Origin of the sequence: Bradyrhizobium sp. 45 (genome assembly GCF_023073155.1) — a bacterium.
Lineage (GTDB): Bacteria > Pseudomonadota > Alphaproteobacteria > Rhizobiales > Xanthobacteraceae > Bradyrhizobium > Bradyrhizobium canariense_D.
In genome coordinates, this window is the sequence record NZ_JADPIX010000028.1 from 53533 (window position 1) to 64766 (window position 11234).

Here is an 11234-nt window from a genome sequence, read left to right on the forward strand (position 1 = left end):
CGCCTGTTTTCTCAGCTGCCTGTTGAGGCTTTGATCTTCGTTGAATCATTGGTCTTTTCAGCCGGCTTTTTGGTTTCGACGGCCGCCTCTTTTGTTTCCGGATCCTTGAGGGATTGCGTGGCCGTTTCGCCGCTTTCCGGCTTGGTCGTTGCCGCGGCTGCCGGTTCGGCCCCCTCGCTTTTCGCGGGAGCGCCGGCGATCGCAAAACGCATCCGCATCCAGGCGCCGCGCTGGCCCTCGCGGAAGTCCGAAGCATCCTTCAGCTCGATGCGCCCGCCATGGTCTTCCAGCACGCGACCGACGATCGCGAGCCCAAGGCCGGTGCCTTTGGCGCGTGTCGTCACATAGGGCTCGAGCAGGCGCGAGCGCGCCACCTTGGGCAGACCGATGCCGTTGTCGACGACGTCGATCAGCACGTCCTCGCCCTCGCGCGAGACCACGACGTCGATCCGGCCCTTGCCGAGCTCCTCCAGGGGGACCTGCTCGATTGCCTCGGTGGCGTTCTTGACGATGTTGGTGACGGCCTGCGAGATCAGCCGCCGGTCGAACTGCGCGCGCAGCGGGTCTTCCTTGAACTCGGCCTCGATATCGATCTCGGGGTGGGCGACCTTCATCAGGAACACCGCCTGCCGCACTGTGTCGGCGACGTCCTCACCCTCCATGACCGGCTTAGGCATCCGCGCAAAGCGCGAGAACTCGTCGACCATGCGGCGGATGTCGTCGACCTGACGCACGATGGTGTCGGTGCACTGTTCGAAGATCTGCTTGTCCTTGCCCTCCGTGATGTCCTTGCCGAATTTGCGGCGAATGCGTTCGGCGGAGAGCTGGATCGGGGTCAGCGGATTCTTGATCTCATGCGCGATGCGGCGCGCGACGTCGCCCCAGGCCGAGGTGCGTTGCGCCGAGACCAGTTCGGTGATGTCGTCGAGCGTGATGATGTAGCTGTCGTGCGGCTGGCTGGTCTTCTCGGCGCTGACGCGGACCGACAGATTGCGTTCCTGCCCGTCGCGCGTGATCGTGATCTGCCCCTGCACCAGGCGCTGGGTCCCTTCCCGCGCCGTCTTCATCATCTCTTCGAGCTCGGGCAGCACGTCGGAGAGCGGATGGCCGAGCGTCTCGGCTTCGGAGTGACCGATCAGCTTTTCGGCGGAACGGTTGAGAATGCCGACGCTGCCTGAGGTATCCACGCCGATGATGCCGGCGCTGGCGGACGACAGCACCGCCTCGATGAAGCGGCGGCGGCTGTCGATGAGCTCGCTGGCGTTGACGAGCTCGTCGCGCTGGCTACGCAACTCCTCCGTCATCTTGTTGAAGGTCTCACCCAGCTGGGCGAGGTCGCCTTCCGACTGGTGCACCGGCACTTTCACATGGAGATCGCCCGTCGAGACCGTCTGGGCCGCGTTCATCAGCCGCCGGATCGGCGAGACCAGCGAGTTGGCGAAGTTGAGGCCGATCAGCACCGAGGCCATCAGGATGGTCAGCGCGATCACAGCGAACATCAGCGCGAACGCGACCTGGATGCCGAGCCGGCGCGACTCGATCTGGGCGTATTCGGCGACGCTGACCTCGGTCTGCTTGAGCTGGTTGACGACATTCGGATCGAGCGGCCGTGCGACGTAGAGGAATGTGTCACTGAAGGCGCGCAAGCGGACCACCGCGGCGACGAAGCTCGCATCGGGCAGCACCGCGATCTCGGGTTCGGATTCGTTGACGTTGCTGAGGAAGTCCGGTGCCGGCGGCGAATAGGCCAGCCGCATGCCGGTGTCGGCGGATTCGAGAATGTTGGTGTTCTTGTCGATGATCATCGCGCCCGGCAAATTGCGCGAGGCGGCGCTGGACGTCAGCAATTCGCGAAACGAGCGGCGATCCTGGTCGTAGAGCGGCCGCGCGTGGGCGATGTCGTTGGCCATGCCGAGAATGTCGCCCCGGATCAGCTGCGCATGGTCCTGCATGTAAGCCCGCGCGATCGTCAGTGAATTCTGGATCACCTCCTTGGTCGGGCCGGAGAACAGGCGGTCGAGGCCGCGCTCGATGGTGACGTTGGCGACGACGGCGACCAGCACCGCCGGCAGCACCGCCACGATCGAGAACAGGCTGACGATCTGGACATGGAGGCGCGCCGCCGCCCTGCCCCGCCGTCGCGCCAGGATCAGCTGCCAGAGCTCGCGGATGATGATGCCGACCAGCAGCAGGATGGTGGCTGCGTTGCTCAGATAGAACGAACGGACAACTTGCGGCGTCAGTTCGATGCTGGTGAGGCCGGTCAGGACCAGGAAGGTGAGCAAGGCCGACAGCAGCGCCAGCGCCACGGCGAACGGCGCCAGCCAGCGTCGCGCCGACCAACGCCGGGGCTCTTCTGCTGGGGCCGTGTCAAGGGATGCGGCCGAGGTGTCTGCGCTGGTCATTCCGGCAATGGGTGCTGAAAACGGGGGGCCGCGGCGGGCGGCTACTGATGTATTCGTACCACATTGTTGCCGAATTGCGACAATTCCGCGGCGTCACCGCCGCGACCGACCCGCGCATCCACAGCGACATGCCGGAGGGCGGGAACGGATTCCAGCCCCGGCGGCTTGACCAGCATGCACAGGTTCTTTCTCGCAATGATGGTATCGGCCGTGCTGCTGCTGATCGTGGCGGCGGACCTGCTGGTCAATGGTCTCGGGGTGCAGGAGCCCAATGCGAACGTCGCCAGCGCAATACAGGTCTCAGGCCGGTTTGTCAGATAGGTGTGAGGCCGCGTCCCGCGGCTGAAATGACCTTTTGAATGTTCCTGCGGAACATTTCAGTCCGATCGGGACTTCTGCTCACCGCGTCAGCCACGACGGCCAACGCGATCGGACAGGCTCAGCTCCGCTTGGTAGGGGGAGCTGAGCCACCGGCCGTTGCGGGGGGCTAGCCGCCGCTCCGATACACCTGGATATCGAGATCCCGGATCTTCTTCCGCAGCGTGTTGCGGTTGAGGCCGAGCAGATCGGCGGCGCGGATCTGGTTGCCGCGGGTGGCCGCGAGCGCGGCCGTGAGCAGTGGCACCTCGATCTCCTTCAGGATGCGGTGATAGAGGCCCGGCGGCGGCACGCCGTTCGGGAAGCCCTGGAAGTGCGAAGAGAGATACGCCTCCACGGCGCCGCCGAGATTGTCGACGCCATGCTGGACTGCGGCACCCGGGCTGACCGTGGGTGGCGCCAGCTCGCCGTCGATGACGGACCCCGTGATCACGTCCTGCGGATAGAGCGCGGCGAGGCGACGGGCGAGGTTCTCGAGCTCGCGCACATTGCCCGGCCAGCGGTGCTGCTTCATCCGCTCCAGCGCCAGCGTGTCGAGCTTCTTCGGCGGCAGGCCGTCCTTCTCCGCCAGCGCGAAGAAATGACGGATGAGATCGGGCAGATCCTCGATGCGCTCGCGCAACGGCGGCAGCCGTAGCGGGACGACGTTGAGGCGGAAGAACAGATCTTCGCGGAACAGGCCTTGCTGGATCAGGACGCGCAGATCCTTGTTGGAGGCCGCGACGATGCGCACGTCGGTCTTGATCGGGGTGCGACCGCCGACCGTGGTGTATTCGCCCTGCTGAAGCACGCGCAGCAGACGGGTCTGCGCCTCCATCGGCATGTCGCCGATCTCGTCCAGGAACAGCGTGCCGCCCTCGGCCTGCTCGAACCGGCCGGAGGCGCGGGTGTTGGCGCCGGTGAAGGCGCCGCGCTCATGGCCGAACAGTTCCGACTCGATCAGGTCGCGCGGGATCGCCGCCATATTGACCGCGACGAACGGTCCATTGCGGCGCTTGCCGTAGTCGTGCAACGCGCGCGCCACCAGCTCCTTGCCGGTACCGGACTCGCCTGTGATCATCACGGTGAGGTCGGTCTGCATCAGGCGCGCCAGCACGCGATAGATTTCCTGCATCGCCGGCGAGCGGCCGACCAGCGGGATCGCCTCCATCTCGGCGTCCTCGTTCGGCGTCGAGACCCGCTCCTTCGGCTCGGCCAGCGCGCGGCCGACGATGGCGATCAGCTCCTTCAGATCGAAGGGCTTCGGCAGATATTCATAGGCGCCGCGCTCGGAGGCCCGGATAGCCGTCATGAAGGTGTTTTGCGCACTCATGACGATAACAGGCAAATTCGGCCGCATCTTCTTGATCCGCGGCAACAGGTCGAACGCGTTCTCGTCGGGCATCACCACGTCGGTGATGACGAGATCGCCCTCCCCCTGGCTGACCCAGCGCCACAGCGTCGCGGCATTGCCGGTCAGCCGCACTTCGTAGCCGGCGCGCGATAGTGCCTGATTGAGAACCGTGCGGATGGCGGTGTCGTCATCAGCAACGAGAATGCTACCTGCGGGCATCGTTAATCCTCATTTCGCCCCCTGTGACGCAGACGACGACTTCCCGGCAGAGCCGTCGTGACTGCTTTGATCGGCATGTTTCACCGATGTGGAATACATCGGCATCAGCACGCGGAAGGTTGTCTTGCGCGGCTGAGATTCGCATTCGATGATGCCCCCGTGATCCCCGATGATCTTTGCGACCAGCGCGAGGCCCAGACCCGAGCCGGTCTGTTTGGTGGTGACGAAGGGATCGAACAGGTTTGGCAGAAGATCGTCCGGCACGCCTGGTCCGTTGTCCTTCACGCAGAATTCGAGCGGCAGGGATACACGGGATTTTTGACCCGGGACTGACAGGCGGACGCCGGGGCGGAACGCGGTGGTGAGCTGGATTTCGCCGTCGGGAACGTCGATCAGCGCTTCGGCGGCGTTCTTCACCAGGTTGAGAAACACCTGGATGAGCTGGTCCTGGTTCGCCAGCACCGGGGGCAGCGAGGGATCGTAATCCTCGACGAAGCGGATGTTGCGGGCAAAGCCGGACTGCGCCAGCCGTTTGACGTGATCGAGCACCGAATGAATGTTGACGGGGCCGCGCACCACGGGGCGCTCGTCGCCGAACACCTCCATGCGGTCGACCAGCGTCACGATGCGGTCGGCCTCGTCGCAGATCAGCCGCGTCAGCATGCGGTCTTCCGAGGAGGCCTGCTGCTCCAGGAGCTGCGCGGCGCCGCGGATGCCCGAGAGCGGGTTCTTGATCTCGTGCGCCAGCATCGCGGCGAGCGCGATCACCGAGCGCGCGGCGCTGCGATGGGTGAGCTGGCGGTCCATCTTGTCGGCGATGGAGCGTTCCTGAAGCATCACCACGATATGGCCGGGCCGCTCCGTGACGGGGGCAACGTGCAGATCGACCTGGCGGTCCCCGCCCATGCGCGGCGTGCCCAGATCGACCTTGTACTCGTTGACAGGTGCGTTCGACGAACGCACCTGGTCGATCAGCGCCAGCAAGGGGCTGCCAAACGGCACCAGCTCTTTCAGCGACTGCCGCTTCAAGAACTGCGTCGAGATATCGAAGAAGGCTTCGGTTGCGATGTTGGCGGCGACGATTTTGCCGTCCGGCCCGATCATCAGCACGGGATTGGGAAGTGCGTCCAGGATGGCATCGCTGTCGGACGGAAACGGCCGACGATGTTCAGCAACTGAGCTCATGCAGCGGCGCTCCATGCGAAGTCGTCGAAGGCATCTTGCAGTGACCGGTGAACGAGGTGCGGATCCTCCGAGGTGAGGATTTTCTGGCGCCAGGATTTCAGCTTCTCGGCCGGCGCACGACTCACATCGGCCGCGACGTCGAGCGCCCAGCCCAGATGTTTTCGCGCATGCCGCAGGCCGATGCGCAGGCCGTAGAGCGCGCAGACGCCTTCATAAAGCGTGCGCACATAATGCAGCTGCGTCTCGAGCGGCGGCGTGGCTTCCACCGCCCCACCCTTGAGGCGGCGGCCGATCTGGCCGGGCAGCCAGGGCTGGCCCTGCGCGCCGCGGCCGATCATCACGGCATCGGCGCCGGAGGCCTTTAACGCCGCGAGGGCCTTCTCGTAAGTGGTGATGTCGCCATTGACGACGAGCGGAATGGAGATGGCCTCGCGTACGGCGCGGATCGCATCCCAATCGGCCTCGCCCCTGTAGAACTGGCAGCGGGTGCGGCCGTGCACGGTGACGAGCTTGATGCCTGATGCCTGTGCGCGCCGCGCCAGTTCCGGCGCGTTGCGGGTGCGGTCGTCCCAGCCGAGCCGCATCTTCAGCGTCACCGGTACCTTCACCGCCGCGATCGTCGCTTCGATCAGGCTAACGGCGTGGTCGAGGTCGCGCATCAAGGCGGAACCGGACTGGCCGCCGGTGACGTGACGGGCCGGACAGCCCATGTTGATGTCGATGATATCGGCGCCTTCGGCTTCAGCGATCCGGGCGCCCTCCGCCATCCAATGCGTCTCGCAACCGGCGAGCTGGACCACGTGGGGACCGATCCCCGTGGCTTCGCAGCGCAACCGGGACATATGATGGCCATTGGCGAGTTCGTCGCTGGCCGTCATTTCGGACACCACCAGACCGGCCCCCAACTCCGCGGCAAGCCGGCGGACGGGCGAGTCAGTCACCCCCGACATCGGTGCCAGGAAGACCGGGGTGGCGACATCAATATCGCCTATCTTCAATGGCTTAGAGCCTGATACTACCGAGCCGGTCACAGGGGTCTCGTTGCGTTGGCAGCGCCTCATCGCGCCTGCCATGACCTATCTTGCGCACAATTCTTGTGCAGTCAAGCGTCATGCCTACAGTTTAGACAGTTCTGCAAATCTTTCAAGTGCAGTGCAGCAAAATGCTGTTTCCCACAATCCGGGGAAACCCCCTTTTATTGCGGGCCTGCCGTGCTAGAGGCATGCGGCGATCACCCCACCCCCGACTCTCTTCATCACCAAATGAGTATTTGAGTCCTATGGCGAAATCACAGCGCACCGCAGTCGTCCTCGTCGCTGCCGGACGCGGCCTGCGCGCAGGCGCCGGTGGCCCCAAGCAATATCGCGAGATCGGCGGCGTGCCGGTGATCTATCGCGCCATGGAGGCCTTCAGCCGTCATGCGGACGTGTTCGCAGTTCAGCCAGTCGTGAACCCGGACGACAGCGCCATGTTCACGGCGGCGGTCGCAGGGCTCGGCCACGAGGCGCCGGTCAATGGCGGCGCGACCCGGCAGGCCTCGGTGCTCGCCGGTCTCGAAGCGCTCGCCAGGCACAAGCCCGACATCGTCCTGATCCACGACGCCGCGCGACCCTTCGTTTCGGAAGGCGTGATCACCCGCGCGATCGATGCGGCCAGCCGCACCGGCGCCGCGATCCCCGTCGTTCCCGTCACCGACACCATCAAGATCACCGGCGAGAATGACAATGTCGAGGACACGCCGGACCGGGCGCGGTTGCGAATTGCGCAGACGCCGCAATCCTTTCGTTTCGACGTCATCCTCGAAGCGCATCGTCGCGCGGCCAAGGACGGGCGCAGCGATTTCACCGACGATGCCGCGATCGCCGAATGGGCGGGATTGACGGTTGCAACCTTTGAAGGCGATGTTGCCAATATGAAGCTCACCACTCCCGAGGATTTCGTGCGCGAGGAAGCGCGGCTGGCAAGCCTGCTCGGCGACATCAGGACCGGCACGGGCTACGACGTCCACGCCTTCGGCGAGGGCGACCATCTCATGATATGCGGCGTGCGCGTGCCGCACACCAAAGGCTTCCTGGCCCATTCCGACGGCGATGTCGGCCTGCATGCGCTGGTCGACGCCATCCTGGGCGCGCTCGCTGACGGCGACATCGGATCGCACTTTCCGCCCAGCGACGCGACGTGGAAAGGCGCCTCCTCCGACCAGTTTTTGCAATACGCCATCGAGCGCGTCACCCAGCGCGGCGGCCGCATCGCCAATCTCGAGGTGACCATGATCTGCGAGCGGCCGAAGATCGGCCCCTTGCGCGAGACCATGCGCGCGCGCATCGCCGAGATTTCCGGCGTCGACATCTCCCGCGTCGCGGTCAAGGCGACCACCAGCGAGCGGCTCGGCTTCACCGGCCGCGAGGAAGGCATCGCGGCCACCGCGAGCGCCACCATCCGTCTGCCCTGGAGTGTCTAGGCCATGGCCGGCAGCGACGCACGCGCCCTCTCCCGCTCGCTGCTCGATTTGTGCCGGATGCGCAAGCTGACGATCGCGACCGCGGAATCCTGCACCGGCGGCCTGGTTGCCGGTGCGCTGACCGACATCCCCGGCTCTTCCGACGTCATCGATCGCGGCTTCGTCACCTATTCCAACGACGCCAAGCGCGCGATGCTCGGCGTCGAGGCAAGCACGCTCACCAATTTCGGCGCCGTCAGCAGGGAGACGGCAACAGCCATGGCGGTCGGCGCGCTGGAGCGTGCCGGCGTCGATCTTGCAGTCGCTATCACCGGCATTGCCGGCCCCGGCGGCGCCACGCCCGGCAAGCCGGTTGGCCTCGTGCATTTCGCCGCCGCCGCGCGCGACGGACGCATCGTCCATCGCGAGCATCGCTTTGGCGCCATCGGCCGCACCGCCGTGCGTCAGCGCTCCGTGGTCGAGGCGCTGCGCATGCTGATGGATCTCGCCCGCGGCCAGCAAGTTACGGCCAAGCCGAAACGTGCCGCCGCAGTAACCCGCCTGCGCCCGCGCGTGACACGATCACCGCGCCGGCACGCGGTGAAGCGCAGGCCGCCGCGCTCACCGCGGGGGTGAGATCCCTTACGCAGCCGCGAGTTAAGCACTCACGTGATCGAGCACGCACTGCTTGATCGCACTGTGATTGACGATGGCTGCGCCCCACACCAGCCCGTAGCGACTTGACCTTCCCCGCCATGCCGGTGACCTCGACGTCATTGCCGATGTGGAAGGGTCGAAACAGCAGCAGCATGACGCCGGCGGCGATGTTGGAGAGTGGGCCCTGTAATGCCAGACCAACGGCGAGAGATGCGCAACATTGCCCGTGCGATGACGCCGCTGGAGATCGAGCAGGCCGCTGCGTATTATGCCTCGCAGCCGCCGGATGTCGTGAAGGCGGTGGATTGAAATTTTGGCACGCCTGCCTTCCCCATCGTCATTGCGAGCGCAGCGAAGCAATCCAGAGTCTCTCCGCAGAGGGATTCTGGATTGCTTCGTCGCAAGGGCTCTTCGCAATGACGGAGGAGAGAGCGTGCCCGTCCGCAACCACTACGACGACACCAGCTTCCGCCGTCCGTAGATCGCATCCGCCCGCTTCTCGAAGGCGATGGAAAATCGCGCGAACGCGGCGTCGAACATCGAGCCCATCAGGAGCGCCAGCATGCGGCTCTTGAACTCGTAGGCAAGGAAGAAGCCGACATCGCAAACGCTCTCGCCTTTGGGCTCGAACGTCCAACGGTTTTCCAGATTGCTGAAGGGACCTTGCAGATATTCGACCAGGATCTTCAAATTGGCGCGGTCGAGCGTCACGCGGCTGGTGAAGGATTCCCTGACCAGCTTGAACGACACCGTCATGTCCGCGACCAGCACCTCGGTGCCGTCGGGTTTCGCCATGCGCTGACGGACCTTCAGCGCACTGCACAGCGGCACGAATTCCGGGTAGCGCTCGACGTCAGCGACCAGATCAAACATCTCGGACGCGCTGTGATCGACACGACGCTTGCTCGAAAAATTGGGCATGGCGATTCAGCGGGCGCTTGCTGCCCGCGCGGCCTTCAGTTTCGCAAAATCCTCGCCGGCATGATGCGACGAACGGGTGAGCGGGCTCGCAGACACCATCAGGAAACCCTTGGTGTAGGCGACCTTCTCGTAGGACGAAAACTCGTCCGGCGGCACGTAGCGCATCACGGCGTGATGCTTGCGGGTCGGCTGGAGATATTGCCCGATGGTCAGGAAATCGACGTCGGCGGAACGCAGATCGTCCATCACCTGCTGCACCTCGTGGCGCTCCTCGCCGAGGCCGACCATGATGCCGGACTTGGTGAAGATGGTGGGATCGAGCTCCTTGACCCGCTGCAACAGCCGGATCGAATGGAAATAGCGCGCGCCCGGCCGCACCGTGAGATAGCACGACGGCACGGTCTCGAGATTGTGGTTGAACACGTCGGGCTTCGCCGCGACGACGACCTCCAGCGCCCCCTCCTTGCGCAGGAAGTCGGGCGTCAGGATCTCGATCGTGGTCGAGGGGCACGCGGCGCGGATCGCGCGGATGGTCTGGGCGAAATGCTCGGCGCCGCCGTCAGTGAGATCGTCGCGGTCGACGGAGGTGATGACGACATGGGCAAGCCCGAGCTTGGCCACGGCCTCGCCGACGTTCTGCGGCTCGGCCGCGTCAAGCGCGTTCGGCATGCCGGTCTTGACGTTGCAGAAGGCACAGGCGCGGGTGCAAGTGTCGCCCATGATCATGAAGGTCGCGTGCTTCTTGTCCCAGCACTCGCCGATATTCGGGCAGCCCGCCTCCTCGCACACCGTATGCAGGCCGTTGGCGCGCACGATGTTGCGCGTGTCGGCATAGCCGCGGGTGTTGGGCGCGCGTACGCGGATCCAGTCCGGCTTCGGCGGCGAGGCGGAATCGGGCCGGTTCACCTTTTCGGGGTGACGTGGGCGCAGCGGGTTCGAGATGGTATCGACGATAACGACCATGGGGTGTCCGGTCTGACCAAGTCCTACCTAGTCGGTCTGGCCGGGCATCGCAACCCGGCTCGCACCGCTTCAGGGAACATGGCAGATATGGGCAATATCCTGCTCTGTTCTCTGGCGATTCTCACCTCGAATGGCTCCAGTCTCGAAGACCTCTACTCCTCGGCCCGGCAAAGCCCTGAAGCGTACCTTTTTCGCGCGCAGCGTCCACGAGGTCGCGCCCGATCTGATCGGTGCGACCATGCTGGTCAACGGCGTTGGCGGGATCATCGTCGAGGTCGAGGCCTATCATCATACCGAGCCGGCGGCGCACTCCTACAATGGCCCGACGCCGCGGAACCAGGTGATGTTCGGCCCGCCCGGCTTTGCCTATGTCTACCGCTCCTACGGCATCCACTGGTGTGTGAACTTCGTCTGCGAGGAAGAAGGCTCGGCCAGCGCCGTGCTGATCCGCGCGCTGGAGCCGACCCACGGAATCGCCGCGATGCGGCGGCGCCGCCATCTCCAGGATTTGCACACGTTGTGCTCGGGCCCGGGCAAGCTGACCGAAGCGCTCGGCATCACCATCGCGCACAATGCCTTGCCGCTCGACCGTCCGCCGATCGCGCTGCATGCGCGGACGGAGGACGTCGAGGTGGCGGCCGGCATCCGGATCGGCATCACCAAGGCGGTCGAGCTGCCCTGGCGCTATGGTGTCAGGGGCTCGAAATTCCTCAGCAAGCCGTTTCCGAAATAA

The 11234-nt window shown here is 65.0% G+C and carries 10 protein-coding genes and 2 pseudogenes; 5 read left to right on the forward strand and 7 right to left on the reverse strand.

The genetic code is table 11. The features are described from left to right. Positions 1-11: 11 nt before the first annotated feature. Entirely contained in the window at positions 12-2405 is a 2394-nt protein-coding gene (locus tag IVB42_RS04470; RefSeq protein ID WP_247296762.1) for a PAS domain-containing sensor histidine kinase, read from the reverse strand. Between the two features lie 174 nt (positions 2406-2579). On the opposite strand from IVB42_RS04470, the gene IVB42_RS04475 reads away from it, so the two are divergent. Next, positions 2580-2726: a hypothetical protein gene (locus IVB42_RS04475; protein WP_018457826.1), complete on the forward strand. Its 147-nt coding sequence runs from the start codon at positions 2580-2582 to the stop codon at positions 2724-2726. Positions 2727-2892: 166 nt separating this feature from the next. Here the strand turns inward: IVB42_RS04475 and ntrC are convergent, their stop codons facing one another. From ntrC to dusB, 3 genes are read right to left on the reverse strand one after another with little or no spacing between them, the layout of a single operon-like run. Next, the gene (gene ntrC, locus IVB42_RS04480; RefSeq protein WP_007610301.1) at positions 2893-4335 is read right to left on the reverse strand and encodes a nitrogen regulation protein NR(I); all 1443 of its coding nucleotides are present in this window, start codon (positions 4333-4335) and stop codon (positions 2893-2895) included. A gap of 9 nt (positions 4336-4344) precedes the next feature. After that, positions 4345-5520 (reverse strand): nitrogen regulation protein NR(II), encoded by a 1176-nt coding sequence (locus tag IVB42_RS04485; RefSeq protein WP_026233448.1) that lies wholly within the window; start codon positions 5518-5520, stop codon positions 4345-4347. Next, on the reverse strand, positions 5517-6518 hold the full coding sequence (gene dusB, locus IVB42_RS04490) for a tRNA dihydrouridine synthase DusB (RefSeq protein WP_247296839.1): 1002 nt from the start codon (positions 6516-6518) through the stop codon (positions 5517-5519). Before dusB ends, IVB42_RS04485 begins: the two co-directional genes overlap by 4 nt. A 281-nt stretch (positions 6519-6799) precedes the next feature. Here dusB and IVB42_RS04495 point away from each other — a divergent pair, with 281 nt between their 5' ends. Together IVB42_RS04495 and IVB42_RS04500 are read left to right on the forward strand one after the other, a co-directional pair. Continuing rightward, on the forward strand, positions 6800-7981 hold the full coding sequence (locus tag IVB42_RS04495; protein ID WP_247395657.1) for a bifunctional 2-C-methyl-D-erythritol 4-phosphate cytidylyltransferase/2-C-methyl-D-erythritol 2,4-cyclodiphosphate synthase: 1182 nt from the start codon (positions 6800-6802) through the stop codon (positions 7979-7981). A gap of 3 nt (positions 7982-7984) precedes the next feature. After that, entirely contained in the window at positions 7985-8596 is a 612-nt protein-coding gene (locus tag IVB42_RS04500; protein ID WP_247296767.1) for a CinA family protein, read from the forward strand. Positions 8597-8693: 97 nt separating this feature from the next. Here IVB42_RS04500 and IVB42_RS04505 read toward each other — a convergent pair. Beyond that, positions 8694-8828 (reverse strand): annotated as a pseudogene (locus tag IVB42_RS04505) (mechanosensitive ion channel domain-containing protein); the annotation flags it as partial. Here IVB42_RS04505 and IVB42_RS42185 point away from each other — a divergent pair. Continuing rightward, positions 8822-8926 (forward strand): annotated as a pseudogene (locus tag IVB42_RS42185) (cytochrome c4); the annotation flags it as partial. The pseudogenes IVB42_RS04505 and IVB42_RS42185 overlap by 7 nt on opposite strands. A gap of 141 nt (positions 8927-9067) precedes the next feature. Here IVB42_RS42185 and IVB42_RS04510 read toward each other — a convergent pair. Both IVB42_RS04510 and lipA read right to left on the reverse strand, forming a co-directional pair. Then, positions 9068-9538: a type II toxin-antitoxin system RatA family toxin gene (locus IVB42_RS04510; protein ID WP_018457820.1), complete on the reverse strand. Its 471-nt coding sequence runs from the start codon at positions 9536-9538 to the stop codon at positions 9068-9070. 6 nt (positions 9539-9544) lie between these two features. Further along, positions 9545-10501, reverse strand: coding sequence for a lipoyl synthase (gene lipA / locus IVB42_RS04515; protein WP_007591147.1), 957 nt, complete (start codon positions 10499-10501; stop codon positions 9545-9547). A 130-nt stretch (positions 10502-10631) separates the two neighbouring features. Here lipA and IVB42_RS04520 point away from each other — a divergent pair, with 130 nt between their 5' ends. Further along, positions 10632-11234, forward strand: coding sequence for a DNA-3-methyladenine glycosylase (locus IVB42_RS04520; RefSeq protein ID WP_247296769.1), 603 nt, complete (start codon positions 10632-10634; stop codon positions 11232-11234).

Excerpts from the sequence above, each read along its gene's own strand:
- IVB42_RS04470 (WP_247296762.1), bottom strand. The coding sequence starts at position 2,405 with ATGACCAGCGCAGACACCTCGGCCGCATCCCTTGACACGGCCCCAGCA.
- IVB42_RS04475 (WP_018457826.1), top strand. The coding sequence starts at position 2,580 with ATGCACAGGTTCTTTCTCGCAATGATGGTATCGGCCGTGCTGCTGCTG.
- ntrC (WP_007610301.1), bottom strand. The coding sequence starts at position 4,335 with ATGCCCGCAGGTAGCATTCTCGTTGCTGATGACGACACCGCCATCCGC.
- IVB42_RS04485 (WP_026233448.1), bottom strand. The coding sequence starts at position 5,520 with ATGAGCTCAGTTGCTGAACATCGTCGGCCGTTTCCGTCCGACAGCGAT.
- IVB42_RS04495 (WP_247395657.1), top strand. The coding sequence starts at position 6,800 with ATGGCGAAATCACAGCGCACCGCAGTCGTCCTCGTCGCTGCCGGACGC.
- IVB42_RS04500 (WP_247296767.1), top strand. The coding sequence starts at position 7,985 with ATGGCCGGCAGCGACGCACGCGCCCTCTCCCGCTCGCTGCTCGATTTG.
- IVB42_RS04510 (WP_018457820.1), bottom strand. The coding sequence starts at position 9,538 with ATGCCCAATTTTTCGAGCAAGCGTCGTGTCGATCACAGCGCGTCCGAG.
- lipA (WP_007591147.1), bottom strand. The coding sequence starts at position 10,501 with ATGGTCGTTATCGTCGATACCATCTCGAACCCGCTGCGCCCACGTCAC.
- IVB42_RS04520 (WP_247296769.1), top strand. The coding sequence starts at position 10,632 with ATGGCTCCAGTCTCGAAGACCTCTACTCCTCGGCCCGGCAAAGCCCTG.